The sequence below is a fragment of the Streptomyces europaeiscabiei genome (genome assembly GCF_036346855.1).
In the GTDB taxonomy this organism is placed as follows: domain Bacteria; phylum Actinomycetota; class Actinomycetes; order Streptomycetales; family Streptomycetaceae; genus Streptomyces; species Streptomyces europaeiscabiei.
The window spans coordinates 26,511-51,682 of record NZ_CP107841.1; the positions used below are offsets into that span (position 1 = coordinate 26,511).

General features: G+C 69.3%; 22 protein-coding genes and 5 pseudogenes. 16 read left to right on the forward strand and 11 right to left on the reverse strand.

What is annotated here, in order from left to right:
• Positions 1 to 179: 179 nt before the first annotated feature.
• The 3 genes and pseudogenes from OG858_RS00120 to OG858_RS00130 all read left to right on the forward strand — a co-directional run bounded on the left by OG858_RS00120 (position 180) and on the right by OG858_RS00130 (position 4,928).
• On the forward strand, positions 180 to 899 hold the full coding sequence (locus tag OG858_RS00120) for an IS6 family transposase (protein WP_328543737.1): 720 nt from the start codon (positions 180 to 182) through the stop codon (positions 897 to 899).
• 323 nt (positions 900 to 1,222) lie between these two features.
• Positions 1,223 to 1,384, forward strand: a pseudogene (locus tag OG858_RS00125) (transposase); the annotation flags it as partial.
• Positions 1,385 to 2,000: 616 nt separating this feature from the next.
• On the forward strand, positions 2,001 to 4,928 hold the full coding sequence (locus OG858_RS00130; RefSeq protein WP_086750865.1) for a glycosyl hydrolase 115 family protein: 2,928 nt from the start codon (positions 2,001 to 2,003) through the stop codon (positions 4,926 to 4,928).
• Between the two features lie 500 nt (positions 4,929 to 5,428).
• Here the strand turns inward: OG858_RS00130 and OG858_RS00135 are convergent, their stop codons facing one another.
• Both OG858_RS00135 and OG858_RS00140 read right to left on the reverse strand, forming a co-directional pair.
• On the reverse strand, positions 5,429 to 5,752 hold the full coding sequence (locus OG858_RS00135) for an IS3 family transposase (RefSeq protein WP_306300409.1): 324 nt from the start codon (positions 5,750 to 5,752) through the stop codon (positions 5,429 to 5,431).
• Positions 5,753 to 6,233: 481 nt separating this feature from the next.
• A pseudogene (locus OG858_RS00140) lies at positions 6,234 to 6,425 on the reverse strand (phosphotyrosine protein phosphatase); the annotation flags it as partial.
• Positions 6,426 to 7,507: 1,082 nt separating this feature from the next.
• Between OG858_RS00140 and OG858_RS48000 the strand changes: the two are divergent.
• Together OG858_RS48000 and OG858_RS48005 are read left to right on the forward strand one after the other, a co-directional pair.
• Complete coding sequence (locus tag OG858_RS48000; RefSeq protein WP_408059365.1) at positions 7,508 to 8,434, forward strand: transposase; 927 nt, start codon at positions 7,508 to 7,510, stop codon at positions 8,432 to 8,434.
• A 29-nt stretch (positions 8,435 to 8,463) separates the two neighbouring features.
• Positions 8,464 to 8,538: a hypothetical protein gene (locus OG858_RS48005; protein WP_406201535.1), complete on the forward strand. Its 75-nt coding sequence runs from the start codon at positions 8,464 to 8,466 to the stop codon at positions 8,536 to 8,538.
• 189 nt (positions 8,539 to 8,727) lie between these two features.
• Here OG858_RS48005 and OG858_RS00155 read toward each other — a convergent pair whose 3' ends face one another.
• From OG858_RS00155 to OG858_RS00165, 3 genes are read right to left on the reverse strand one after another with little or no spacing between them, the layout of a single operon-like run.
• Entirely contained in the window at positions 8,728 to 9,852 is a 1,125-nt protein-coding gene (locus OG858_RS00155; RefSeq protein ID WP_328543738.1) for a Gfo/Idh/MocA family protein, read from the reverse strand.
• On the reverse strand, positions 9,822 to 10,532 hold the full coding sequence (locus OG858_RS00160) for a ThuA domain-containing protein (protein ID WP_319269109.1): 711 nt from the start codon (positions 10,530 to 10,532) through the stop codon (positions 9,822 to 9,824). Before OG858_RS00160 ends, OG858_RS00155 begins: the two co-directional genes overlap by 31 nt.
• Positions 10,533 to 10,583: 51 nt before the next feature.
• The gene (locus OG858_RS00165; protein WP_328543739.1) at positions 10,584 to 11,444 is read right to left on the reverse strand and encodes a class I SAM-dependent methyltransferase; all 861 of its coding nucleotides are present in this window, start codon (positions 11,442 to 11,444) and stop codon (positions 10,584 to 10,586) included.
• A 78-nt stretch (positions 11,445 to 11,522) separates the two neighbouring features.
• Here OG858_RS00165 and OG858_RS00170 point away from each other — a divergent pair, with 78 nt between their 5' ends.
• The 4 genes and pseudogenes from OG858_RS00170 (at position 11,523) to OG858_RS00185 (ending at position 13,658) form a co-directional block, all read left to right on the forward strand.
• A complete protein-coding gene (locus OG858_RS00170; protein WP_107482310.1) occupies positions 11,523 to 11,951 on the forward strand; it encodes a helix-turn-helix domain-containing protein in 429 nt (142 codons plus the stop codon).
• A gap of 271 nt (positions 11,952 to 12,222) precedes the next feature.
• Positions 12,223 to 12,579: a hypothetical protein gene (locus OG858_RS00175; RefSeq protein ID WP_328543740.1), complete on the forward strand. Its 357-nt coding sequence runs from the start codon at positions 12,223 to 12,225 to the stop codon at positions 12,577 to 12,579.
• Between the two features lie 16 nt (positions 12,580 to 12,595).
• Positions 12,596 to 12,900: pseudogene (locus tag OG858_RS00180) on the forward strand (4a-hydroxytetrahydrobiopterin dehydratase).
• 230 nt (positions 12,901 to 13,130) lie between these two features.
• Positions 13,131 to 13,658 carry an SMI1/KNR4 family protein gene (locus OG858_RS00185; RefSeq protein ID WP_086748131.1) on the forward strand — a complete coding sequence of 176 codons (528 nt, stop codon included), beginning with the start codon at positions 13,131 to 13,133 and terminating at the stop codon, positions 13,656 to 13,658.
• Positions 13,659 to 13,796: 138 nt separating this feature from the next.
• Here the strand turns inward: OG858_RS00185 and OG858_RS00190 are convergent, their stop codons facing one another.
• On the reverse strand, positions 13,797 to 14,189 hold the full coding sequence (locus tag OG858_RS00190; RefSeq protein ID WP_327723081.1) for a nuclear transport factor 2 family protein: 393 nt from the start codon (positions 14,187 to 14,189) through the stop codon (positions 13,797 to 13,799).
• 122 nt (positions 14,190 to 14,311) lie between these two features.
• Between OG858_RS00190 and OG858_RS00195 the strand changes: the two genes are divergently transcribed.
• A complete protein-coding gene (locus OG858_RS00195) occupies positions 14,312 to 14,683 on the forward strand; it encodes a hypothetical protein (RefSeq protein WP_327723082.1) in 372 nt (123 codons plus the stop codon).
• A gap of 207 nt (positions 14,684 to 14,890) precedes the next feature.
• On the opposite strand, the gene OG858_RS00200 is transcribed toward OG858_RS00195, so the two are convergent.
• Positions 14,891 to 15,307 (reverse strand): DUF4259 domain-containing protein, encoded by a 417-nt coding sequence (locus OG858_RS00200; RefSeq protein WP_086748134.1) that lies wholly within the window; start codon positions 15,305 to 15,307, stop codon positions 14,891 to 14,893.
• A 433-nt stretch (positions 15,308 to 15,740) separates the two neighbouring features.
• Here OG858_RS00200 and OG858_RS00205 point away from each other — a divergent pair.
• Positions 15,741 to 16,142, forward strand: a pseudogene (locus tag OG858_RS00205) (transposase); the annotation flags it as partial.
• On the opposite strand, the gene OG858_RS00210 reads toward OG858_RS00205, so the two are convergent.
• Complete coding sequence (locus OG858_RS00210) at positions 16,139 to 16,570, reverse strand: hypothetical protein (RefSeq protein ID WP_086748135.1); 432 nt, start codon at positions 16,568 to 16,570, stop codon at positions 16,139 to 16,141. The pseudogene OG858_RS00205 and the gene OG858_RS00210 sit on opposite strands and share 4 nt — an antisense overlap.
• Positions 16,571 to 17,206: 636 nt before the next feature.
• Between OG858_RS00210 and OG858_RS00215 the strand changes: the two genes are divergently transcribed.
• Genes OG858_RS00215 through OG858_RS00225 form a run of 3 tightly spaced genes read left to right on the forward strand, consistent with a single transcriptional unit; the run spans position 17,207 to position 19,866 of the window.
• Positions 17,207 to 17,995, forward strand: coding sequence for a hypothetical protein (locus OG858_RS00215; protein WP_327742865.1), 789 nt, complete (start codon positions 17,207 to 17,209; stop codon positions 17,993 to 17,995).
• A 27-nt stretch (positions 17,996 to 18,022) separates the two neighbouring features.
• Positions 18,023 to 19,177 carry a sensor histidine kinase gene (locus tag OG858_RS00220; RefSeq protein WP_327742866.1) on the forward strand — a complete coding sequence of 385 codons (1,155 nt, stop codon included), beginning with the start codon at positions 18,023 to 18,025 and terminating at the stop codon, positions 19,175 to 19,177.
• Positions 19,174 to 19,866 carry a response regulator gene (locus OG858_RS00225; RefSeq protein WP_408059366.1) on the forward strand — a complete coding sequence of 231 codons (693 nt, stop codon included), beginning with the start codon at positions 19,174 to 19,176 and terminating at the stop codon, positions 19,864 to 19,866. Before OG858_RS00220 ends, OG858_RS00225 begins: the two co-directional genes overlap by 4 nt.
• An 80-nt stretch (positions 19,867 to 19,946) precedes the next feature.
• Here the strand turns inward: OG858_RS00225 and OG858_RS00230 are convergent.
• Both OG858_RS00230 and OG858_RS00235 read right to left on the reverse strand, forming a co-directional pair.
• Positions 19,947 to 20,567 (reverse strand): annotated as a pseudogene (locus OG858_RS00230) (helix-turn-helix domain-containing protein); the annotation flags it as partial.
• Positions 20,568 to 20,647: 80 nt separating this feature from the next.
• Positions 20,648 to 20,920: a hypothetical protein gene (locus OG858_RS00235; RefSeq protein ID WP_086748139.1), complete on the reverse strand. Its 273-nt coding sequence runs from the start codon at positions 20,918 to 20,920 to the stop codon at positions 20,648 to 20,650.
• Positions 20,921 to 21,153: 233 nt separating this feature from the next.
• On the opposite strand from OG858_RS00235, the gene OG858_RS00240 reads away from it, so the two are divergent.
• Positions 21,154 to 22,344, forward strand: coding sequence for an FAD-dependent monooxygenase (locus OG858_RS00240; RefSeq protein ID WP_319067600.1), 1,191 nt, complete (start codon positions 21,154 to 21,156; stop codon positions 22,342 to 22,344).
• A gap of 376 nt (positions 22,345 to 22,720) precedes the next feature.
• On the opposite strand, the gene OG858_RS00245 is transcribed toward OG858_RS00240, so the two are convergent.
• Positions 22,721 to 23,221, reverse strand: coding sequence for a hypothetical protein (locus OG858_RS00245; protein WP_327742868.1), 501 nt, complete (start codon positions 23,219 to 23,221; stop codon positions 22,721 to 22,723).
• A gap of 733 nt (positions 23,222 to 23,954) precedes the next feature.
• On the opposite strand from OG858_RS00245, the gene OG858_RS00250 reads away from it, so the two are divergent.
• Complete coding sequence (locus tag OG858_RS00250) at positions 23,955 to 25,070, forward strand: TolB-like translocation protein (protein ID WP_327742869.1); 1,116 nt, start codon at positions 23,955 to 23,957, stop codon at positions 25,068 to 25,070.
• Positions 25,071 to 25,172: the final 102 nt, after the last annotated feature.

Consider the following 25,172-nt stretch of genomic DNA (forward strand, 5'->3'; position numbering starts at 1 on the left):
ACAGGATGGCCGCCGCGTCCGTAAACGCATTATCGGGAGTGCTGCCCACCCGCGTGATCACGCAGGCCGTCGCGGCCGTAGCCAGGTACGGCTCCTCCAGCAAGGCCTTCTGGGGCGCTGTCACGTTGGCTGAGCAGGTGGGATGATCTTCTGGTTGATCGTGCTGGAGGGGGCTGTCCGTGGGGGCCGTGTCGCCGTCGTACAAGGGGTACCGGTACCCGGTCGCGGTCATCTCCCACTGCGTGTGGCTGTATCACCGCTTCCCGCTGTCGTTCCGAGAGGTCGAGGAGCTGATGCTCGAGGGCGGGATCGTCCTCTCCTACGAAACGGTGCGCCGCTGGTGCGCCAAGTTCGGGCAGCGGTACGCCGATTCGCTGCGCCGCTGCCGGCCCCGGCCTGGTGACAAGTGGCACTTGGACGAGGTCTTCATCAAGATCAATGGGGAACAGAAGTATCTGTGTCGGGCGGTCGACCAGGACGGCAACGTCCTGGACATCGTGGTACAGAGCCGCCGGGACAAGGCTGCGGCCAGGCGCTTCTTGCGCAGGCTGATGAAGAAGACCCGCACGGTGCCGCGGGTGATCGTCACCGACAGGCTCCGCTCCTACGGCGCGGCCCACCGCGAGGTCATGCCCTCCGTCGAGCACCGCTCCCACAAGGGCCTGAACAACCGGGCGGAGAACAGCCACCAGCCAACACGGCAGCGCGAACGGGCGATGAAAGGCTTCCGCGGCACCGGCGCAGCCCAGCGGTTCTTGTCCGCGTTCAGCGGCATCTCACCCCACTTCCGACCCCGACGTCATCTGATCCCCGCATCCGACTACCGCACCGAGATGACCATCCGCTTCGCGATCTGGGAGCAGATCACCGGAGTTGCCGGCCTGCCCACCGCGCCGTAAGTACACAGCCGGAACCCGACTCCACCACCGCCCCGGCACACCGTCAGACAACCCCACACCCAACAACGTGACAACGGCACTGTCGGACTTCGCAGCCTGCTGCGGGGCAGGCGCGGCATTCTCCAGCGGCAAGGAACTCGGCACCGAGGATCACGCCCACCGCAGCCCAGCGGTTCCTGTCCGCCTTCTGTTCGCCGATGATCGTTGAAGGAGACGTCGTGGCGGGGCACCGCACCCGTCTTCTTGAGAAGGCGACGAAAGAAGCGCCTGGCCGCGGCAGCGCGTCCAGGCTCTCGGCCAACTCCCACAGCCGCCCGAACCGGCCCGTTCCCCGCGACTCCGGCAAGATCAGCGGCGACCTCCGCCGCCCACGACGCTACAACCGCCGACTCCAACGAGTCTTCTACATCACTGCGTTGTTCAGCATCCGACACTGCGAGGACTCCCGCCGGTTCTACGACCGCAAACGCTCCGAGGGCAAGCGCGAGCGTCACCCCCACAAGCCTCCAGCTGTGATGATCAGCCGTGTGCCCACCGGACGGCGGTGCGCTCAGCCGCCCTCACTCCATTCCTCCCTTTCCCGCGCCCACGCGATCGGTGACACCGGGTTCGCAGTCGAGGCGCCCCGTGGTGCGCCGGGCGGGATCGAGGCCGCGCGCGACGATCACGGTTTCCCGTGGCCGGCGCTGCAGCCGCATCGCCTCGCCGGCCCGCGTGCCGGCCACGCGAGTTCGGGCAAGTGCCGTGCGGCAAGCCCGAGATCGGCGAACAGAGGGTCCGCATGCTCGTCTCCCGTGACGGCGTACCACGGCGGCCGTGCGAGAAGGCTCCCCCGCGTCTGGACGCGTCCGCTTGCCTGACCTAGGGTACGCAGCAAGCGCTTTCTGGCCTGGTCATGCCAACCTGTGACCCGGGCCGTGCCCCACTCCCCGCGCCGACAGCACCGCTCCCCGCCTCCCGCCAGCGAGTCATGCGTCAGCCCTGCGCGACGGCCCGGACGTGGCGTCGGGCAGGGCTGACGCGGAAAGGCAGCGCCCCGTGCCGCACGACGAACCACAGAGCCCGTCGACCGCGTGGACCCGTAAGTCGTTCCTCCGGGGAATGACGGCAGTCGGTGTGGCCCCGCTGCTACCCGGGGTGCTGCCCTCGCCGGCCCGGGCCGTCTCGTCGGACGATGCCGCCGGCTTCCCTCTGCTGCGGGACGGCGTGGTCGTCGACCTGTTCGTCGACCCGGCCGCCGATCCCGCCGTGTCCCGCGCGGCCGGGGATCTCCAGGCGGACATGGAGCGGGTCGGCGGGGTGCGTCCGCGGCTGCTGCGCGCCCTGCCCCAGGAGGCCTCACTCCTTGTCCTGGTGGGCACCATCGGCGCGAGCCCGGCCATCGACCGGCTCATCGCGGACCGGCGGCTGGACGTCTCCCGGGTGAAGGGCCGTTGGGAGGCGTCCGTGACCCAGGTCGTGGACCGCCCGCTGCCCGGCGTGGAACGCGCCCTGGTGATCGCCGGCAGCGACCGGCGCGGCACCGTCTACGGCGTCTACGACACCTCGGAGCGCATCGGGGTGTCGCCGTGGCACTGGTGGGCCGACGTTCCGGTCGAACGCCGCGACACGGTGACGGTCCCGTCGGGCACGCAGAAGCGGTACGAGCCGTCCGTCCGCTACCGGGGCATCTTCATCAACGACGAGCAGAACCTCACCACCTGGTCCCACCGGATGCAGGAACCGGACAAGCACATCGGCCCCGAAACCTACCGACGCGTCTTCGAGCTGCTGCTCCGCCTCAAGGCCAACTACCTGTGGCCCGCCATGCATCCGTACTCCGACTTCTTCAACAAACACCGCGCGAACCCCGAACTGGCCGACCACTACGGCATCGTCGTCGGATCCAGCCACCCCGAGGCCATGCTGCGCAACGGCGTCCACGAATGGGACCCCTGGGCCAAGGATCACCCGGCCGCCGACGGCAGCCTGCCGGTGTACGACTACACGGTGAACCCCGCTGTCATCTCGGACTACTGGCGGGCGAGGGCGCGGCAGAACGCCGGCTACGAGAGCAGCTGGACCCTGGGGATGCGCGGTCTGCACGACAGCGCGCTGGAGACGAAGCACGCCACCACCCTCGCGGAGAAGGTCGTGGTGATGAACGACATCATCGCGGACCAGCGCCGCCTTCTGGCCGAGGAGGTGGGCACCGCGGCCGAACCGCAGATCTTCATCCCGTACAAGGAGGTCCTGGACCTGTACAACGCGGGTGTCCAGGTGCCCGACGACGTCACGCTGATCTGGCCGGACGACAACCACGGCAACATGCGCCAACTGCCCGACGAGGCCGAGCGGCGGCGACCGGGCGGCAACGGCATCTACTACCACCTCTCCTACTGGGGCCGCCCCAAGAGCTATCTGTGGCTGGACACCACCCAACTCGCCAAAATCTGGCAGGAGTTGCGTCGGGTGCACGAGCACGGCGCCGACCGTATGTGGATCTTCAACGTGGGAGACATCAAGTCGATCGAGACCGGGCTGTCCTTCTCCATGGACATGGCCTGGGACGTGGACCGGTGGAACGCCGACGAGGTGGAGGGCTTCCTCGTCGAATGGGCCGGGCGGCAGTTCGGGCACCGCCACGGCGCGGAGATCGCCGCGATCCGCACCGAGTACTACCGCCTCGCGGCGGAGCTGCGGCCGGAGTTCGTCGCCCGCGGTCTGCTCTCCGTGGTCCACCACGGCGACGAGGCGGGCCGCCGGATGTCCGCGTACGACCGCCTCCTGCAGCGGGTCCGCGCGCTCGGCGCCAAGCTGCCGGAGGCCTACCGTGACGCCTTCTACGAACTGGTCGAATACCCGGTCCACGGCGCCTACTTGATGAACCTGAAGTTCTACTGGGCGGAGCGCAACGCACTCGCGGTCCGTCAGGGGCGCGGGGCCGGCACGAACCGTTTCGCGGACCTGTCCGACGCCGCCCACGCCGAGGAGGCGGCGATCACCAGGCGCTACAACACCGAGGTGGCCGGCGGAAAGTGGAACGGGATCGTCAACCCCTACCCCTCGCAGATCCCCAAGGCGCCGGGCCGTCCGAGCGTCACCAGGGTCGCCCGGAAGGAGACCTCGGGTCTGGGCGTGGCGGCCGAGGGCAACGAGACCGGCACCGGGCGGCCGCTGTCCTTCTCCTCCTACACCCGTGACCGGCGCTTCGTCGACGTGTTCAACACCGGCTTCCTCCCCCTGGACTGGGCCGCGGAGGCGAGCCACCCCTGGGTACGGCTGAGCACCTCCGGCGGCACGATGACCGAACAGACCCGGGTGTCGGTGGAGATCGACTGGGAGCGGGTGCCCGAGGGCGCACACGAAGCCACGGTGACCGTCACCGGTGCAGGCAACAGGTTCGACGTACCCCTACGGGTGCTCAACGACGGGAGGCGGGCGCGCCGGCGGGCGCGCGGCTTCGTCGAGGCCCACGGGTATGTCTCGATAGACGCCGCGCACCACGACCACCGGGTGGCGCGCGGCGGGGCCCGTTGGCGGACGGTACGCGGGCTCGGCCGCCGTACGGCCGCCATGGAGGCGGCGCCTTCGACGGCAGCCCCGATCACCGAGGAGTTCACCACTCGGGCACCGGAGTTGAGCTACCGAGTCCGTTTCGCCGGCACCGGGGACTTCCGGGTCACCGTCTTCAGGCTCCCCTCCCTCGACGAACGCGGCCGTCGCCGGGTCGCCCTGGCCCTCGACGACCAGCCGGTCGCCGTCCTGGCGGGACAGGCCGTCGCCACGGGCAACCGCGGCGACGCGTGGGCCCGCAACGTCGAGGACGGCATCGAGAAACTGACCACCACCGTGACAGTCACCGAACCCGGCGAACACGTCCTGCGGCTCTTCATGGTCGATCCCGCGATCGCCGTGGACCAGATCGTCATCGACACCGGCGGGCTGCCCGTCACCTACCTCGCGCCGCCGGAGAGCTACCACCACTCCTTCAACGCCGATCCCGTGCCGGAGGACGCGCCGGGGCTGCCGGGCACGCCGGGCCGGTAGGTAGGCGTCACCAAGCGCACCCACAGCTAGGCCTGCGGCCCGGCCGGCCTGCCGCGAGCGACGCCGACAGAGGCGGTGCCTCAGCCGTTCCGCTACAGCGGCGCCCACCCGGACCCGACGGGCCTGTACAGGATGGGCGCCCGTTACTACGGCCCCACATCGGCAGCGAGAACGTGCCGCCTCCCAACGCCGCCCGCGACCAGGATGGATGGCTCACTCCGGGCGTCAAGGGCATCGGCTCCGCCAGCTTCCTTGCTGATGTCGGCCATGAAAGTCCTCCCGCACTGCTGCCCTCTTTGCTTACATCCCTCGGCGCTCCGGCGGCGGCTTTGGGCGTGATCGAAGGGGTCTCCGACGCCCTGGCCTGCGCGGCCAGGTTCGGTGGCGGCGTCCTGGCGGATGATTCGTCCCGGCGCCGCAAGGTCGCCGTGGGTGGCTATGCGGCCACTGCCGTTCTCGGCGCCGTGACTGAGCTTCCCCCGGTGTGCGGGAGGTGCTGATCAGCTGTTCAGGGCGGGTTGACGGGGTTTCAGGTTCGTTCGTTCGGTCGTTGCCTGGTCGGCGTAGTGCTTCTCCTCGAACTCGACCGGGCTGAGGTAGCCGAGCCGTTTCTGGATGCGCCGGGAGTCATAGAAGCCGTCGATGTACTCGAAGAGCGCGAGGTTCGCCTCGGCCCTGGTCGCGAAGGCGCGGTCGCGGATGCACTCCGTCTTGATCAGCATCCACACATGCTCCGCGAGAGCGTTATCGTACGAGTCCCCGACCGAGCCCATGGACGCGTGAACTCCCGCACGCACCAGGCGAGTTGTCAGTTCACTCCGCACGAGCGGCGGGACAGATGAACAGCGCGGTCAACCGCTGCAGCAATCTGGTGGACGAATCCAGAGCGCGGATATAACCGGCTATACCATCAGCATGCGCCCCACCGCGGCAATCCGCATCTCAGCGAGCAGGATGCTCAGCGCCTAGGTATCCCCGCACACAGACGGGGAGTTGAAAGTCGGAATACCGGCACAGCCGGCTGGTCATATCGGCTGCGCAGGCAGCGGAAACGTCCCTTGGCCCAGCGCGCATGACCGCCTGTCTGACGCCCCCAGGGCGAATCCCCGCCGGACGGCACCCGTTACAGAGTCGCGGCGCACCAGACGTACAGGACTCGATCAGACCGTTGCAGAATCGTGGTACCCAACTCCCCTCAATGCAGTGGGGGTTGTATGCCGATTTCCTGCATGGCGCAAAAGGCCAGACCGCCTTCAGTGCCGACGCATGATCGCGTGCAGCGGTCAGGCTGTGGCCGGGGGCACCCATCTCATCGAGCAGGCTCCGCACTCGTGCCTCGATCGCGTCACGGATGGGGCGTACGGCATCGACACCGTGACCGGCCGGGTCGTCAGGCTGCCAGTCGAGGTACCGCTTGCCGGGGAAGACGGGGCAGGTGCCGCCGCACCCCATGGTGATGACCACGTCGGATGCCTGGCCGGCCTCCACCGTGAGGACCATGGACAGGGAGGTGGTTCACCATGGGCAAGGCAAACGCAGGCGATCGGGTGCCGATACCGATGACACCGAAGGTGGCCTCGCGAGTGCAGCCCGCAGCCGCGAGGAACTCCTTTATCCACAGGCCCGAACGCGATCGGCGGTTCCTTCGTACGCTGCTGCCCGAGTCGATCACACGGGGGTGTGCGGAATGCGGTACGGGCGTGGTGGTGGAGGAACCCTCGGTGGAGGTCATGGCGCAGCTGCCGGACGACCGGGCCCGGAAGGAGGTGATGGCGCTGGTGGAGGCCCGCGGATGGATCCGCGGGCCTGGCGCGACGTCCGGGACCCTGGCTCCGTGGAGGAGATCCGGGAGGCGTTCGGGCGACGATGCTGGATCCAGTACATGCCGCACGCCTCAGTAGGTGATTTTCTTCCTGCGCTTGGGACATCTGCGGCCCGGCCGTGGGGGCGGCAAGACCGATGCGGCGCTGGAGTTCCCGCTTGGGGCCTGCCGGACGTTGGTGCGCTTCCGCAGGAGTCACAACTCCCGTACAACCAGGCCTCTGTTTCGTGCATCTGAATCAGTGACCGCTTGAAGCGGCACCGGATTCCGGCGATCAGGAGGAGAGAGTGCGTAGAGCCGTACTCGGTTTGTTCGTGGCACTGGCGGCGGTGCTTGCGGTGGTGCCGCTCGCCGGCGCCGACCAGAGCGAGACCGTCGCCTGCTGCGGCCATGCCCCGAAGTAATGGGTACTCACCGCTGGCGCGACCGGCCCGACGATGTGACGGGCACGGCCATCGCCAGCGGAAGTACTGGACACGTTCCCCTTCGACAAGGAGATGTGATGCGTAGAGCCGTACTCGGTTTGTTCGTGGCACTGGCGGCTGTGCTCGCCGTAGTGCCGCTCGCCGGCGCCGACCAGACCGAGACCGTCGCCTGCTGCGGCCAGACCCCGAAGTGATGGGTACTCACCGCTAGCCTCGCCGTTTCGCCCGAGTACGGCGGCAGCTGAGGCAGAAACACGAAAGTGCCTTCCTGACCTGGGAACGATGAACCTTGCTGAGGGGTTCTGTCGGTCCAGGCGGAGGGCACTTTCTACGTGCAGGGTATCGGGTTGCGTCCCAAGGTCCATGTCAGTGCCGATGGTTCGGGGGTGATCGGGCATGCCGGGGCGCGGCTGCTGGCGGATCTCGCTGATGCCACCGGTCTGAGCGCCGCGTACTCCGCCGTCCTCAGGCCGCTTCGGCCGCGCGGGACCGGACATGATCCGGGCCGGATCGCCACCGACCTTGCGGTGATGCTCGCCGACGGTGGTGAGGCCATCGCGGATCTGGCCGTACTGCGGGACCAGCCAGCAGTCTTGGGCCCTGCCGCCTCGACACCGACGGCCTGGCGGCTGCTCGCCTATGTTGACGACAGTGCCCTCGCCTCGCTGGCTTCCGCCCGTGCCCGGGCCCGGGAAGTCGCCTGGCTGCAGGCCGCCGAGCACGGTGAGGGCATACCCGCGGTTCGGGCCGCGGGACGCATGCTGCCCGGTCTGGTCCTGGACCTCGACGCCACGCTGGTCACCTGCCATTCCGAGAAAGAGCAGGCCGCTCCACCCTATAAGGGCGGCTTCGGGTTCCACCCGCTGCTGTGCTTCCTGGCGAGGGGCGGCGGCGCAAAGACATCGTCGCCCGCCATGCTCGCCCGGCTCGCGGGGCACGCGACTGGCTGGCACGACGGCACATCGCGCGGCGGGCTGTCGCTGCCAGGAGCCGGCCGCCGGGGCCCGCTCCGGCCCTCCCGCACACGGATGTTGGCGTTTTCCAGCCACGGTCTGTTGCTGTGGCTGATTTGGGTGCATGGTGTGAGGGCGGGTACCGAGCCACCTCCGGGTGAGGTGTCCCCTCTGCCGGGTCCTGCCGTCGCCGACGGCAGAACCCGCCGCGCCTCCCGGCTCTCCACGCGAGGGTCTGCGGCTGCCCGCACTCCGGCGGGCCTCACCACGCCCACAGCGCCCATGATGGATCCATGGCGATGGTGACGGCGTTACGCCGGTACCCGGTGAAGTCCATGCTCGGCGAGGCTCTGACAAGCGTGGCCATCACCGAACGCGGGCTGTGCGGAGACCGGGTGTCCGCCGTCTGACGGCGCTCCGGGTGGCCGGGGTCGACCGGCAGCGCACCGCCCCAGCCGTTGACGGCCCCCTGGATGCCGTCGAGGTACTGCGTCATCCGCTGCGATCCGTGGGCATCGGTGACCGCGGCCGCCAAGCCGTCGAGGTGGTCGACCAGCTCCCGCAAGTGCTCGTTCTGCTCAGGAACGGCGTCTTCCGAATCATGCGCATCGAGTGGCCTCTGACCTGCCACCCCAGTCCTCGGCGGCCGTCAGCGGTACGGGGGCGGGCGGCTGCGCCGACGTCGTCAGCTCGATGCGCCGTCCCTCGGCCGACGAACGCAGCAGCGCGGTCATCGTCTCCATTACGTGCAGGGCGAGTTCGCCGTTCGCGCGCGATGCCCGCTGCCCGTCGGCGGCGATGAAGTCGAGCAGCCCCACTCCCCGTGCGCCGTCGACGTAGCCCGCGGACGGAGGGAGCGTGCGCCACTGCGTGTCGCCGAGTCCGAAGAGCCGTACGTCGCCGTCGAAGCGGTTCGGATCCGGGACGGCGAGGGTTCCCACCTCGCCGTGGACCTCGATCGGGGACGCCGTGGTGGCCACCCCGTCGAAGCTCGTCGTGATCGTCGTCAGCGTTCCGGCCACGTGCTCCAGCACACCGGAGACATGACTGTCCACCTCCACCGGTATCCGCTCTCCCCTGCGCGGGCCCGAACCGATGACCCGCTCGGCGCGCAGCCGGCTGGACGCCCCCGTCACGGCCCGCACCGGGCCCAGCAGATGGACAAGGGAGGCGAGGTAGTACGGCCCCATGTCCAGCAGGGGGCCGCCGCCCTCGGTGTAGTAGAAGTCGGGGTGCGGGTGCCAGCGTTCGTGGCCCGGGGTGACCATCACGGCCGAGGCGAACAGCGGGCGTCCGATGCTCCCGGCGGCCAGGGCCGCCCGCGCCGTCTGCACTCCGGTGCCCAGCACGGTGTCCGGCGCGCACCCCACTCCGACTCCCGCCCGCGCGGCGGCCGCCATGACGGTGTGGGCGTCGGCGAGCGTGGCGGCGAGCGGCTTCTCCCCGTAGACGTTCTTGCCGTGGCCGATGGCCCCGAGGGCGATTTCGGCGTGCGCCCCGGGGGTGGTGAGGTTCAGTACCGTGTCCACGTTCGGGCTGCTCAGCAGCTCCTCGACGGTCAGCGCCCGGACGCCGGGCAGTCCGGCGGCGACCGCTGCCGACCGGGAGGCGTCAAGGTCGGCGACCGCGGTCACGCGCACGGCGGGATGACCGGCCAGCGTGTCCAGGTACGCGCGGGAGATGACTCCGAGCCCTACGACGCCGACGCGGTGCGCGTCGCCCACAGCATGCCCCTCTCGATGATGGTGCGGACGTTGGGGTTCTCCAGCACGTCGAGGCTGTGCCCCGGCGTCGTCACCACGATCCGCCCGGCCCCCCACCGACGGGTCCAGACCGCCGGTGAGGTGACCGGCCGGTGCCAGGGCTCCCACGGCCGGGTGGGATGCGTGGTGGTGGCCAGGACGTCGATGAGGTCGTCGTGGAGCACCCAGTACTGCTCGGTGTGCAGCTCGAAGTCCCCGATGCCCGCGGTGACGGGGTGCTCGCGGCCGGCTTCGGTGACGGCGATGGTATGCGGCAGGAAGTTGTCCTCCGGCCCGCCCCGGCGCTCGCACGGTTTCCTGCCCGGGTGCGTGGCGAACTGCCCACCCACCAGGTGGAGATAGTCGGAGGAGGCGCGGAACGAGTCGGCGATGCCGCCGTGCCAGCCGGTGAACCCGGTGCCGGCCACGACCGCGGAGGTCAGCCCCGTGAGCTGCTCGCCCGTGATCTCCGACATCGTGACGCACTGCACGATCAGGTCGGTGCCGGCCATCTCGGCGGTGTCGGCGTAGACGTCGGTCGAATCCTCAACCCGGACGGCGTATCCGTTGCTCCGCAGGAAGGGCAGGAACAGTTCCGTCGCCTCGACCGGCTGGTGCCCTTCCCAACCGCCGCGGACCACCAGGGCTTTCTTCAGCGTCATCGTGATCTCACCATGCGCCGGGCGCCCGCGCTCACGCAAGAGGGCCGGGCCTCAGCAAAATTCCGCTGACGAGGCTAGGGCGCCGACCGTCCAACAGGCCGCGGTGAAGCGGACTTCCGTGCCGTGCACGAAGGGCTCGAAGGCGGCACGGACCGTCTCGACGACCCGTCCGCAGGTCTGCTCGTCCACCTCGGGCAGGTACATGCCCACCGGACCGAGCCGGGTGAAGTAACGAACCAGCTCCTGCTCGGGCAGGGTGCAGACCACGTCGACCGGCCGGATGTCGATCCCGGCCCAGCCGCTCTCCGCCAGGATGCGCCGGACGTTGTCCGCGTCCGCGAAGGCGAACTGTCCCGGCTCGTCCGGCCGGCGGACGGGCAGGTCCGGGAGCAGCGGTGACGCGGCGCGCTGGGCCGTCGTCATGAACGGGTTCTCGGCCGGATCACGCCAGACGACGCACTGCAGCGCGCCCTCGTCCCTGACAGCGCGCCGGAGGTTGGCGAAGGCCCGGACGGGATCGAGGAAGAACATGACACCGAACCGCGAGATGACGGCGTCGAAGGCGCCGGGTTCAAAGGCGTGGTCCTGTGCGTCGGCGCAGACGAACGACGCCGGTACGTCCTCCTGTTCGGCGTCCTCCCGGGCCGTGCTGATCATCGGTTCGGAGATGTCGACGCCGACACAGCGGCCCCCCGGACCCAGCCGTCGCGCCACGGCCAGCGTGAGGCCGCCCGTACCGCAGCCGACATCGAGCACATGCCGAGCCTGTTCGGCGGCGACGGCATCGACGAGAAGCTCCTCGATGGGCCTGAACATCTCGTCCAGTACTCCCTTCAGCTCGCCCCACGCCTGACCGGCGGGCCCTTTCCAGCGGGCTGTCTGCTCGTCGTCGGCACTGCGCGCAGAGTCCATGACTTTCTCTCCTTCTGGTTGCCTTCGTCGTGCCGGGATGACAGCGTTCTACTTCAAGTCGACTTGAGGTCAAGCAGAATGGCAGAAGTGGACATCGCCGATGTGTCGCACCGCGCCGGGGTCCCAGCATCGACCCTGCGCTATTACGAGGAGAAAGGTCTGATCTCCTCGACGGGCCGACGGGGCCTGCGCCGCCAGTACGACGCGGGCGTACTGGAGCGGCTGGCGCTGATCGCGCTGGGGCGGACGGCCGGGTTCTCGCTCGACGAGATCGCGCTCATGTTCGCGCCGGACGGGCAGCCGCGTATCGACCGGCAGATGCTGGCGGCCAAGGTGGAGGAACTGGACCACAGGATCCGTGAACTGGGCGTACTGCGCGACTCCCTGCGCCATGCCGCCGCGTGCCCCGCGCCGAGCCACATGGAGTGCCCCACCTTCCGCTGCCTCCTCGACGCCGCGGCGTCCGGCGGTGTCGCGGTTCCGGGCAGGCGGGCTCCCGGCAGATAAGGGACGTCAGCGCTCTTGGTCCAATCGTGGTTCGTGCTTTGCCCGATTCCCGGTCCCGTGGCTTCGAACGAGTCCATTGGCCCCAGGGGAACGCTTGAGTTCTAGCGATCGTCGCAACACCCCAGCGCAAGGGTGCGATGTTCGAGATCCGCAAGACCCGGACGGGGCCCGGACCGGCCGCCCTAACGGGGGTGCCTGCGACTGGCCCGGGGGCTCTTACGGTGGCACGAGCAGCTGCACGTGAGCGTCTCCAGCGGCACCTCCCACGCGGGTGCGCCCTCACGCCGTACCTCGAGCGGCCCGGCGCAGCGCCACCTGCCACGGGCGTCTCGGCCTCGGCGTAGAGGCCGTCTCTCTGTGGGGCCAAGTCCTCGACGTCGTCCCCGAGACGGCGCGCCGTGACCGCGGCGTGTACCTCGCCCGGCACGCCACCGCGGCGGCCGGCGTGGGCGAGCCGGACCGGGCGTTGGAGATCGCCCGTGCGGTGGCGGACATCGCCGTCGAGACCCGGTCGGCCCGGATGGCGCGGGAGTTGGTCACCCTTCAGCGGGCGATGCGGCCGTGGCAGGATGCCCCGGTCGGCCGGGACCTGGCGGAGGTTCTGGCGCCTGTGACCGAGGGGAGCTGACGTGGCAGAGGCACCGGTGCCGCTGACCGAGGACGAGATCACGGCCGCCCTGGCGACGGTGCCGGGGTGGCGGCGCGAGGGGGATGAGATCACCCGCTCGTACGGGATCCGGTATCACGGTGGCGTGGCGATGATCGTGCACGTCGCGGACGTCGAGCGGCTGATCGGCCATCACGCGGACATCGATCTGCGGTGGGGAAGCTGCGGTTCGGGATCACCACGCACGACGTCGGCCACAAGCTGACGGAAGCGGACTTCGACCTCGCCCGACGGATCGACGTGGTCGCGCAGGCGCACCTCGCCGAGCCGCTCGACAAGTAGAGGGTCCTCACTGGTGTGGTGAGTACCCGGCGGTGACCAGCGGCCGGACCATCACACGATCAGGGTCACAACCCGGACACACATGTTCCAGATGGCCTTCACGCGGCGCATGATGCGGACGACAGGTCGGCCTGCCTGCCGGTCCGGGAGCAAGCGCGTTCGGCCTTGGGGATCAGTGGACATCTCCGTCGGCCAGGGCCGTTGTCAGTGGCGGCGGCTAGCCTGCGGGCATGATCGAGACGACCGGCGACGACCGCCGCTTCCCGCCCGCCCTGGCCGCCGTCGCCCAGGTGGAGTTTGACTACGACGACGGCGAGGGCGTGGACTTCGAGCCCTACGACGCCTTCGACTCCGCTGAGGAGACCACCGACTGGATCCGCAACTGGACCGGCAACCACGAACTGGACAACGACGCCTACCGGGTCTTCGGACAGGACGGCACCGGCGGCCTCGTCGCCCTGTGGCGTGTGCGCCCGGGCCGGCCCCTCGCCGAACAGCCCGTGGTGTTCCTGGGCTCGGAGGGCGGACGCGGCGTCGTGGCCGGAAACCTGTCCGACTTCCTGTGGCTGCTGGCCGACGGCCTCGGCCCGATGGAGGTCGTCGAGTACGAGCAGCGCGAAGCGCGACCGAACCCGGCACTGACCGAACTCGCCGAGCGCCACGCCACCACGGCGCGCCGACCCGCCCGGGACATCATCACCGAGGCACAGGCCGAGTTCCCGTCCTTCTCGGAGGACCTGGACAAGCTCTGCCGCTGACGCGGTCCCTCCAATCGGGTTGCGTGACTTCCTATCGACGCAGCAGAACGAAACACACATGACACGCGCGTGTCGCCGCCTATGGCGGTCGGCAGGCCATCCCCTGGGGAGGCCCGAAGGCCCTGACTGAAGGTGTGTTCAGCCCTCGGGGACGGGAGTGCCCTGGTGGTAGTAGAGCCGCCATCCGGTGTCGCCCTGGCCCTTGCGCCACAGGGAGCTGCGGCGCGCCCGGCGTCCGGCGATGACGCTCTTGTATGTCAGGTGCACGAGGTCCGCGGTGAGGAGCACCCCGCGCATCCCGGAGGCCTCGATGTGCGGGCTGTCCACTCCGCCGTGCAGGGTGGGCAGGGCCGCGACCATCTCCTCGTACGTCCAGCGCCGCCCGGAGGCGCCGATCTCGACGAACTCGGGGTCGAACAGCCGGACGCCGACGGCGGAGGCCCGGACGGCGGGGTCATGCAGGCGGAGTTCACCGTCCTTCGCCGCGGCGATCGCGGCCTGTTTCTCGGGTTTCTCATTCGTGTCGATCATGGACGCATCCTCTCCCGCCCCGGAGTCCCCGACAAAGGGTCTTCGGGGCCTCGTCCGTTGACCAAAGTGGAGACCATGCCGTTCCGGGCCGCGGCGCGCCAGGCCGCCTCTACAGTTGCGTCATGGAGTTCAACTGGGGTGACTCGATCAGGGAACTGATGCTGGTAGAGCATCCTTCCGACACACACCTCTCGCAGTCGAGCACTCCGGGCGGAAAGAGCCCGCTGGCGCGGAATGACGACAACACGCTCAACACGCACGCCGTGCTGTTCGACGGAACCAAGGCGGCTCTGGTGATCCTCGGCACGGGCGTCGCGCTGGGGGCCGTTGCGGTGAAGGCCGCGCCGCAAGTCAAGAGCGGGCTGATCAGCCTTAGGTCGAAGCTGCGCCGCCGGGCGGAGGAGACCACCGACACCGAGGCCCCCGTTCCCCTCACGGTTGTTGCGGAGGCCGAGCCGGAGCAGCCTGACCCCCCTCGACTGCGCGCCGTCTGACCGTCAGGCCAGGCGTCGGCGCGGATTCGGGTAGATCCGCATCACGGACTGTCCAGCACACTTGTGGTACCCGCATCATTGCAACTGGCGCGGTGCGGGCGGTAGGTCTCCGTACTCCCACGCCAGGGCATCGGCCCCAGCCCGTACGTCTTTGGCACGGTGGCTCTGTCCGCGAGAACGGGCTCTGGTCCACTTCGTGTGGCGCGGTTACTGCTCGTGACCGATCGGTCCCAGGGCCTCCGCGATCCGTTGGACTTCGTGGCGCCACTGAGCGGCGTCGGCACTGTCCACCCAGCCGGTCAGCAGTTCCGATCCGTCTTGGAGTACGCACTGCAGAGCGAGCACGGCTGACGTGCGGAGAGCCAACGGGAGCTGCGGCAGAGGTTCTCTGGGTCCGTCATCAGGGGCGATCACAATCCCGCTGCCCGGGATTGTGCTGGCAACGAGAGCCGCGGCGGCCACCGCATCGGTGCCGTCGCCGCCATCCACGCGTCCTCCGGGAGTGACTCGCTGGAATGCTCGCTCGAGCACTTCGATGACCTTCTGAGGAGTCAGTCCCTCGAGTTCATCGACGAAGTCGGCAGCGAGATCGCTGTCGAATGGGCCTGTTCCCCACGTTCCCATGCACGGCTCCTGGTATCGCTCTCGCGGACGAAGCCAGCATTCCAGCAGACACTGACAAACGCTCACGTGGCCAGGAGGACTCGTTTGCGAAGCAAGGCGAATCCCGCACGGCCGAACATCTGGCGCTTGAGCATTTTGATCCGGTTGACATGACCCTCCACGACGCCGGGGGTCGGTCCCGGAGGCATCGACGGACCGCTGATGAGGGGCTTGAGCACCGGCTTCACCCGGGCCCGAAGAGCTCTCCGTAACGTGGATGTGGCAGCTCGGTGCCGTGGCAGGCCGGACGAAAGCGTGATGGAGGGGCCTGCACGTGATCGACACCGGCGACATCGACGTCTTCCTCGGCCTGGACGCCGGCAAGGGCGAACACCATGCCACCGCCGTCACACCGGCCGGGAAGAAGGCGTTCGACAAGCGCCTGCCCAACACTCTTTCGAAGGTCCTGACGTCGATGCCGGGAGTCGGTGTCAGGACCGGAGCCCGGATCCTGATCGAGGCCGGTGACGGCAGCGCCTTCCCGACCTCCGGCCACCTCGCCGCCTACGCAGGACTTGCCCCGGCGACCCGGAGCTCGGGCTCATCGATCCGCGGCGAACAGCCCTCCAGGAGAGGAAACAAGCAGCTCAAACGGGCCTTCTTCCTCTCCGCGTTCGCCGCCCTGGGCGACCCGGCCTCCCGGGCCTACTACGACAGGAAGACCGCGCAGGGCAAGCATCACACCCAGGCCCTGCTCTGCCTCGCCAGGCGTCGGGCCGACGTCCTGTTCGCGATGCTCCGCGACGGAACCTTCTACGAACCCCAGCCTGTCCGGGCCGCCGCTCAGCAGATCTAGACCATGGTCAGGAGGTGATCCGTGGGTCCGTAGTCGATCTTCCAGTCGGCATAGACGCCGGAGAATCCGTCCTTGATGCACTGCAGGCCAAGGGTCACCCAACGGACGGATCCGTCGTCGGCGAGTGAGAACGCGACCGCGGCCTCGAACTCCTCGCTGCCGCACGGGCAGCCGGCCGCACCGGGCTCGTCGTCCTCCCAGGACTCCTCGTTCCAGTACTCCTCACTGTCCGCGATGAACGCACGGCTGCCGCAGCCGGAACACTCGCGTTCCGCTCCGGACGTGTTGACCAGCACGAAGAACACACGACCGCCGCACCCCTCGCAGATGGAAGGAGCGATCTTCACCGGGCGGCCGTCGACCGCACCCCGCAGGAATGCCGCGAGCTCCGCGGGGACACCCTCGCCAACCTGATCATCAGCATGCACGGACACATCGTTCCAGACGTCCCGAACCCACACCCGACCAGCTTGACCAAAGACATAGGGGCACCCCCCGGCGCCGTCGCCGAAGCGATGACTTCCCGCTCCGAAGACCCCGTCGCGGTCACCGTCCCCACCCTGCTGCCCGAGCAGCCCCGCCCGTTTCCCCTTCGGCAAGACCACCCGCGCGAGGATCTCCGGCTGGGCGCAGAAAGCTGTGGGTGACCGGAAGATCCGCGAGAAAAAGGGCCACCGCGGCGGCACTCGCCTCCTGGCCCTGTACGCCGCCGCCCGCACTCGCCCCGACGGGCGCCTCGGGCACGCCCAGGATGGCGGACTCCACTTGGACCAGGCCGCCACGTTCTGTGCCCTGACACCCGGCCAAGCAGCCGGTGGTCGTTCATCTATGCGGGCATCAGCCAGAAGCCGGCGCAAACTCCTGGATCAGGTCGAACCCGTACACCACTTCCCTGGACGCAACCACACTTGCTGTAGGACCTTTCGCCAAGACGTCGATTGCTCCTGCAGCGGGCTGGAGGCAGTGCTTGTTCAGGCAGCCCGATGGGTCATACCCAGGTCTGACCCTGGGGTTCAGCTCCTGGTCCGACGCCCCGCAGGGAAGACGCGGGCATCGTCATCGGTATGACGAACCCGACGACATCCATGTCCACCCCGGTGACAACGATCGGCGCCCGACTGCGGGGCGCGCTGCCTGTGGAACGGTTGGAGGCCACCGGCTTCCCCGGACGTTGGGTGGGCGGCACTGCCATGGTGCTCGGCCCACTCCTGATGCTGACCGGCGCGTTATTGCGGGCCCGCTTCCACTTCTTCTACCCCGATCAACTCACCGCGTACGAGCGGCACCCCACCCTGATGGCCACCGCATACGGCCTCTTTGGCGCGGGTAGCCTGCTGCTCTGGCCCGCCGTGGCCGTGGTGGCCGCACGGATCGGGGTACGCAGCGCCGGCTGGGGACTGTGGGGCGGGGTGCTGGTCATGTTCGGGCTGTTCGCCCGCACCTTCCACGCGGGGGTGGACCATCTGGCTTTTCAGCTGGTGCGTTCCGAGGGGGTCGGGCCCGCCACCGAAGCGGTCTCCGCCGGCTACGGCGCCCTTCACGTCTTCGCCACGCTGAACGTCGCCATCCTCGCCGGGTGGTTGGTCCTTGCCCTCGGTGCCTGGCGTACCCGGGTGCTCGGCCCGGTCCGCGCTGCCGCACTCGGCCTCACCGCGGCACTGCCTCTCGGGGTGCTCAAGGGGACCACTCCTCTGTCGCTGGTGGCCCTGGCCGGACTGTGCGTCGCGCTGGTGCCGCTGGGCCTGGCGCTGCTGTGTGAGGCGCCCCGTCCCAGCCGGGCAGCGGTGCTGCGCTGGGTGCCGCTGACACTGGTGACGCTCGGGCTGATGGTGCTGCTGGGACAGGCCGGTTGAGTGCCCGCCTACAGGTACGGTCGGGCCATGAAGTCCAAGGGGCAACGCCATCTGTACGCCCTCGACCTCAGCGCGGCCCTGGCTCTGACCGCCGTGTACGTCGGCTTCGCCCGGCTGACCGCCGACGACGGCCAACCCGCCTTCACAGGGCCGCCCTGGCTCGGCTGTCTGATCGCCGCCGCGGTCGGCCTGCCGATCGCCGTACGCCGCCGTTGGCCGCTCCCGGTTCTGATGGCCGTGCTGGCCGCCCTGGCCACGGCGTCGCTCCTCGACATCCCCCGTGAGCCGTACGCGGCCGCCGGGCTCGCGGCCTACCTCGTCGGACTGGCCGAGCCCGCCCGCCAGTCCGTGCTCGCACTCGCGGTGACGCTGCCGGTGGCGGGCGGTGCCGTCTACCTGAGCGAGGCGGTGGTCACTCCCGCCGAAGACCAGCAAGGCGCCGTCGGGATGGCCGGGCTTGTGCTCCTGGTCATCGGTGGGGCCTGGGCCGTGGGGTTCACTGTGCGCGGTCGCCGAGCCGAGGCGGCCCGTGAACTGCGGCGCCGGTCGAAGCGCGCACTGGACGAGGAGCGTCTGAGGATCGCCCGTGAACTGCATGACATCGTCTCGCACAACCTCAGCCTGATCGCCGTCAAGGCGGGCGTCGCCGGGCATGTGGCGGAGGCCGACCCGCGGGAGGCACGGGCCGCCCTCAAGGTCATCGAGGAGACAAGCCGTTCCGCACTGACCGAGATGAGGCGCACGCTCGGCGTGCTGCGTACCGAGGGCGCGCCTCTGGGACCCGTACCGGATCTCGACCGCCTCGACTCGCTCGCCGCGGAGGCACACCGGGCAGGGGTGGACGTCGACCTGACGGTGCATGCCACGGAAGGTCTGGCCGAGGGCACACAGCTGACCATCTACCGGATCGTCCAGGAGGCCCTCACCAACGCGGTCCGCCACGCAGCACCGACCCGCTGTCAGGTCACGGTCGAGGCCGATGCGCGAGAGGTCCGCATCGATGTCGCGGACGAGGGACCGCCGTCCGCACGCGGGCGGTCCGGCGGTGAACTGCCGGGCGGGCATGGACTCCTGGGGATGCGGGAGCGGGCGATGATGTACGGCGGCAGCTTCGAGGCGGGGCCCCGGCCGGAGGGCGGCTTCGCGGTGTCCGTCCGCCTGCCCGTCGAAGGGAACCAATGACCATGACCGACGTGACCCCGGTCCGGGTACTGATCGTCGACGACCAGGCGATGGTGCGCGGCAGTTTCCGGGTCCTCGTCGACCACACGCCCGGCATGACGGCCGTAGGCGAGGCCGCGAACGGAGCGGAGGCCGTCGAACTCGCCCGCCGCGAACGGCCGGACGTCGTGCTGATGGACATACGCATGCCGGACCTTGACGGCATTGAGGCGACCCGGCAGATCTGCGCAGACCCGGCCCTGTCCGGCGTCCGCGTCCTCATCCTCACCACCTTCGACCTGGACGAGTACGTCTACGCCGCCCTGCGCGCCGGCGCCGCGGGCTTTCTGCTCAAGGACACCCCGCCGTCCGAGGTCCTCACCGCCGTCGGCGTCGTTGCCGCGGGCGAGGCACTGCTCGCTCCCTCGGTGACCCGCCGCCTGATCGCGGAGTTCGCCCGCCGTCCGGAGCCTGCGCGCCCGCCCAGCCGCTCGCTGGACGGGGTCACCGACCGGGAGCTGGAGGTGCTCGGTCTGATCGCGCGAGGGTTGTCCAACACAGAGATGGCAGAGCACCTCCATCTGAGCCTGGCCACGGTCAAGACCCACATCGGACGCTTGCTCAGCAAGCTGCGTGCGCGCGACCGTGCCCAGCTCGTGATCGTCGCCTACGAGACCGGGCTCGTGGGCGAGCGTCGGCGTGGAGTGTGAGGTTCACAGAACGGGCTGCCCTCATCATCGAGCTCGCCACCTATCCCGAGACCATTACCCTGTCCAGCCTGTTCGCCTCACCTCACTGGCGCGGGCATCACGTTGAGGGGTCCGAACTCGTCCATGCAGAAGACGACTTCGGGTTCGCCGTCCTCGGGTATGACCTCGCCGTCGGCGATGGCGTAGAGGTGCTCGACGCGGGCCTTCTTGGCCGCGTAGTCCGGATCGCGGGAGGTCTTCCACGTCTTCAGGCGTTGAAAGGAGACGCCTTCCTCGCGGAGTAGGATGTGCAGGCCCTCGTGGCTGATGTCGTCGACCACCCCCTCGGCGACCAGGAAGTCCGCCAGCTTGGCCAGGCTCCAGGTGGAAAAGGGCAGGTCGTGTTCCGTCGGCCTGGACTTGGCGATCTTCTTGATCTCACGGCGCTCGGGCAGCGTGAACGTCCTGGGCCGCCCGCCCTTGTACTTCGGATACAGCGAGTCGAAGCCGTCGGTGTTGAAGTTGTGGATCACATCGCGGACCCGGTCGTCACTGGTGAACGACACCTCGGCGATCCTCGCCACCGGCATGCCCTGCGCGGAGAGCAGCACCATCTGGGCCCGCCGCCACGTCACCACCGACCCGGTCCCCCTGCGGATGATCCGCAGAAGCCGCCGGCCCTCGTCATCGTCGATCTCTCGGACTCGTACTCGCTCTGCCACTCGGACAGGCTGTCGGACACGCGCCGCCCTGCGGGACGGCGCGTCACATCACAACAGGGCCAACGTTGCTTGATGCGGCACTAGCAGGGGCCTTTGTCCTGGCCCGTGCCGCACACCGGGCCGGGGTCGTCAGCGATGTAGATGAGGAAGCAGAACCAGGCTATGAGGGCGACCGCGAAGCCGATGCGCCAGAGCGTTTCCGCACGACGCCTGGAGTGTTGGTCGTGGTCGTCCCGCTTGTCGCTGTCGCTGTCGCTGCTCATGACTTCCCCCGGATCGTAAGCCTGTTCAACACGGTAGCGGCGGTCATTGCTCTGCGCGACGTCGTCGAGGAGAGCGCGCGTCTGCGTCATGTCCGCTTCGCCCAGAAGGATCGCGCGACGGCTCCCGTCACACCTGCGGTTTGTCCACGCTGCGCTCGGCCTGGCGCCGAGCCGTGCAGCTCCGTCATGGTCGCCTACGGGTGGGACTACCGTGATCCCGGCGCGCAACGCGCAGCCCGTGCTGGCATGCCCTGACTCTACGATTGCAGAGGCAGGGCTCTGCGGCTGGAGAGGGTGCTCGAACCGAACGGAAGTGGTGCTCCATGCCGAAACGTCACGCGGTGGTGGCCGGGGCCGGAATCGGCGGCCTCACCGCCGCCGTAGCACTGCACCGCCGCGGCTGGCACGTCACCGTCTGCGAACGCGCCCCCGAACCCCCGGCCACCGGCGCCGGCATCGGCCTCGCCCCCAACGCCCTGCGCGCACTCGACACCATCGGCGTCGACGCCGCCCGCGCCGCCGGCAGCGCCGTACCCACGACGATGGGCGTACGCCGCTCCGACGGCCAGTGGCTCACCCGGACCGACACCGCCGACATGGCAGCCCGCTACGGCATGCCCCCGATCGCCGTCCCGCGCCCGGCCTTCACCGCCGCCCTGGCCGCCTCCCTGCCGCCGGAGGCCCTGCGCTACGGCACCGCCGTGACCGCCGTCGACGACGCCGCGGGCCGCCCGACCATCCGTACGGCAGTCGGCCCGGACCTTCCCGCCGATCTGGTCGTCGCCGCCGACGGCATCCACAGCCCGCTGCGCCGCGCGTACTTCCCCGCCCACCCCGGCCTGCACTACATCGGCGAGACCGCCTGGCGGACCATCGTGGACGCCCCGGACCTCCGGATACCGGCCATGAGCGAGACCTGGGGGCGGGGCGAGCGGTTCGGCGTCACCCCGCTCTCCGACGGCCGGTTCTACCTCTACGCCACCGCGGTCCTCCCGGCCGGCACCCGGTCGGCCGACCCCCGCGCCGAACTCCGGCGCCGCTTCGGCTCGTGGCACGACCCGATTCCAGCCCTGCTGGACCGCATCCGCCGCCTCGACCCTGCCGACGTCCTCCAGAACGACCTCTACGACCTGGCCGCCCCGCTCCCCACCCTGCACCACGGCCGGATCGCCTGGCTGGGCGACGCCGCCCACGCCATGGCCCCCAACCTGGGCCAGGGCGGCTGCCAGGCCATCGAGGACGCGGTGCTCCTCGCGCACCTGCTTCCCGCCGGAGACAGCGCAGACGGCACAGACAGCACAGACTCCGTCCCGGCCGCCCTCGCCGCGTACACCGCCGCCCGCCGCGGGCGTACCGACGCCGTGCGCGTCCGCGCCCGCCGGGTCGGCCGCCTGGGCGCCCTGCGTAACCCGCTCGTAGTGGCGGCCCGCGACCTCGCTGTCCGTGCCACCCCTGCCCGCCTGGCCCTGCACGCCATGGACGACCTCTTCAACGGCTTCCGCCTCCCCGGGTAGCAGGGACCGCGAGTCTCTGTCGTCAAGGTCCCGCTGGGCCGCGCGGCCCAGCACCGCTGCTCGCTTCGACGTCGGACCGCCCAACTGCGTCCAGTACTCGAGCAGATGAAACTGCGCGCCTCTTCGAGCAGGCCCTGGTGGAGACCGGCGCGTCGCTCGTAGCGGATGTGGAGCCGCTCGAACCACCTCCGCCGCAGTACGTGATGACCTCGACGTGCACGGCGCCGACGGCAGCACCTGTTGGACCAGCTGGACCGTAGGATCGGGCACCCTCTGTGAGAAGTGCCCGTGCCTGCTCTGATCACCCAAGCCGGCGATCATGTGCCTCTGCGTGACGTCGTTGCCGTCAGAGTCGCCGTCAATGGCCCTGCATGCGCTACTGGAGGGCGCCGCTGCGCCTGCCCTCGTCGAGCAGAGCCTGCACCAGGGCGGACTTCACTCCCGGCGCCATGAACCAGAGGGGCGTGGCGGAACGGCTTCTGAAGATTTCGATGCGGTGGCAGCCCAGGACGAGACCCACCAATGCCGTCTGCTGCACCCCGGTCACCTCGTCCCACGCCACGGAGTCGCGTAGCCGGCCGAACCGGTTGGTGACGGCGACGCCGTCCGCGCACAGGTAACACCTGTTCACACCAAGCCGGGCGGTCAGCCGACGCCATCCGAACTTCAGGGCGTAGACCGCGGCCACGACCGCTGTCGTGACAACGGCATTGTCGTCGACTGCGGACGGGTTGACGACAGTGGCGACGAGCAGGGCGATCCAAAGGAGCAGTAAGAATCCCCGCAGCACCTGCGCCATGGCGCCTGTCGCCGGGTTGATGATGGCGTAATCGCCGCGGATTTCACCGAGCCCCAGGCCAGCTGTTCCGTTTCGCACTGACGCCCCTCGGCCGAAGCTGGATCCGCGCTCGTGGCATGCGCGCGGCAGAACATGGCATACCCGTGCCGCCGATGCCCCGAACTACGACTTCGACGAGCACCGCCGCCTGCGCACCTCTCCTGGTGGACCGGCTACAAGATCCACATCAGTGAGTCCAGAGACCGGTGCCTGGCCGGTAGCTGAGTCCTGATCATCGGCATCGTCGCAGGAAGTCCGTGGCGGGCGTCGGTGTCGTACGGAGAGGCCAGCCTCATTCTGCCCGGGCGGGAGGTCTTTGCTCTCCCGCCGCTTCACCTCCGCTCCGGCCTCGGTTGCGGTGCGGTGGTAGTTCTGCACCCGCATCGTGCGCAGGACCTGCACCGCCGGGAGTTCGCGCAGCCAGGCCGGGGCATCAGGGGCATGTACCGCCTCCAGCAGCGTGAATGCGTCCCGGCCGTAGACCAGGGCCATCTCCTCGCGCTGGCTCGCAGAAGCCGGCGGATGCCGGGAGTGGGTCCGCGGGCCGTAGCGTTCGGCCCATTCCCGGACGGGCACCGCCCCGGTCAGCCAGTCCGGGGCCGCGCAGGCCAGCGCCTCCAGCGTGGCCCGCGGTGTTTCCCCCTCACATGGCCGAAACCACGCCTCTCAATACGTCATGTGACGCCTTGACCCCACAGCGCCATCACGGTTGCATGCTTGTGGGCCTCCGGTGGGGAACTGGAGGAGAGGCCGTGTCCTGCATGGGGGGAAGATGAGGGGAAACACGAACTGGAGCACCACCAGACGTGTGCGGGCCGCCCTGACCGCGGCGGTCGCGGTTTGCGCGGTCACGGCGGTGCCGCACGGAGCGGCCTCAGCCGAGTCCACGGGCATCGCGGGCGACGGCGGTGCCGGTGTCGAGAGGATCAGTGTCGCGGCCGACGGCACCCAGGCCGACGACAACTCCGTAGGCGCCTCGATCACGACCGACGGCCGCCGTATCGTCTTCACGTCGTCGGCAAAGAACCTGATACCCGGCGACACGACGGTAGGCGACAGGGTGTTCCTCCGCGACCAGCGGACGAGGCAGACCAATCGGATGGGGACCCAGAGCCCACTCCAGCCCCCGGTGATCAGCGGGGACGGGGAATATCTCGCCTATCCGCACGTGTGGTTCAACAACAATCGGATTCGCCAGGTTCAGGTGAGGACGACATCCGAGATCTCCGCCAACTGCTGGTACAACTGCAACCAGCCGTCGCTGAGCGCGGACGGCCGCTACATCGCCCTCGTCGAACGCCGCTACAAGCCACAGTCGTCCAGTCAGAGCATCGAGATTCTGGACTATGACGACTACAACACCAAGAAGTCCATCGCCAACTTCGACCACACTCTCCCGTCCTGGCCGTCCATCAGCGGTGACGGCCGCCATCTCGCCTACCAGGACGGCAAGGCGGAGGACGTCTTCGTGTGGGACCGGACCGACGGCACCACATCCGACCCGATCGAGGGCCCGTCCAAGGCGGCGGCTCTCGTCCAGCTCAGCGAGGACGGCAGCAAGGTCGTCTACCTCTCGGGCTCCGACACCTACGTCCACGACGTGAGCTCGGGCACCGACCAACTGGTGCCGAACGTGCGGGGCGTGGCCATTGATCCCACCGGCCGCTATCTGCTGTACGCCCCTCACGACACGAACGGACCGTCGCTCACGCTGCGCGACCTGGAGACGGGCACCGACGAGATCGTCTCGAACCAGCCCGCCTCGGCCGGGACCGACGCGGTCAGCGCTGGTGGGCGCGACGTGGTGTTCCAGTCCACGGCCGACGACATCGTGCCCGGCGACACCAACGGCAAGTCGGACGTCTTCGTTCGCCGCTTCTACCTCTGATCTTGCGCAGTGCTCCGTCCTTCAGGGCGGAGGTGTAGCGCATCCTTGGCCCGGAGGCCCGGAGGCCCGGAGGCCCGGAGCGCCGGAGTTCACTGCGCCTTG

Excerpts from the sequence above, each read along its gene's own strand:
- OG858_RS00130 (WP_086750865.1), top strand. The coding sequence starts at position 2,001 with ATGACGGCAGTCGGTGTGGCCCCGCTGCTACCCGGGGTGCTGCCCTCG.
- OG858_RS00160 (WP_319269109.1), bottom strand. The coding sequence starts at position 10,532 with ATGACGCTGAAGAAAGCCCTGGTGGTCCGCGGCGGTTGGGAAGGGCAC.
- OG858_RS00165 (WP_328543739.1), bottom strand. The coding sequence starts at position 11,444 with ATGGACTCTGCGCGCAGTGCCGACGACGAGCAGACAGCCCGCTGGAAA.
- OG858_RS00170 (WP_107482310.1), top strand. The coding sequence starts at position 11,523 with ATGGCAGAAGTGGACATCGCCGATGTGTCGCACCGCGCCGGGGTCCCA.
- OG858_RS00185 (WP_086748131.1), top strand. The coding sequence starts at position 13,131 with ATGATCGAGACGACCGGCGACGACCGCCGCTTCCCGCCCGCCCTGGCC.
- OG858_RS00190 (WP_327723081.1), bottom strand. The coding sequence starts at position 14,189 with ATGATCGACACGAATGAGAAACCCGAGAAACAGGCCGCGATCGCCGCG.
- OG858_RS00195 (WP_327723082.1), top strand. The coding sequence starts at position 14,312 with ATGGAGTTCAACTGGGGTGACTCGATCAGGGAACTGATGCTGGTAGAG.
- OG858_RS00200 (WP_086748134.1), bottom strand. The coding sequence starts at position 15,307 with ATGGGAACGTGGGGAACAGGCCCATTCGACAGCGATCTCGCTGCCGAC.
- OG858_RS00215 (WP_327742865.1), top strand. The coding sequence starts at position 17,207 with ATGACGAACCCGACGACATCCATGTCCACCCCGGTGACAACGATCGGC.
- OG858_RS00220 (WP_327742866.1), top strand. The coding sequence starts at position 18,023 with ATGAAGTCCAAGGGGCAACGCCATCTGTACGCCCTCGACCTCAGCGCG.
- OG858_RS00225 (WP_408059366.1), top strand. The coding sequence starts at position 19,174 with ATGACCATGACCGACGTGACCCCGGTCCGGGTACTGATCGTCGACGAC.
- OG858_RS00235 (WP_086748139.1), bottom strand. The coding sequence starts at position 20,920 with ATGACGCAGACGCGCGCTCTCCTCGACGACGTCGCGCAGAGCAATGAC.
- OG858_RS00240 (WP_319067600.1), top strand. The coding sequence starts at position 21,154 with ATGCCGAAACGTCACGCGGTGGTGGCCGGGGCCGGAATCGGCGGCCTC.
- OG858_RS00250 (WP_327742869.1), top strand. The coding sequence starts at position 23,955 with ATGAGGGGAAACACGAACTGGAGCACCACCAGACGTGTGCGGGCCGCC.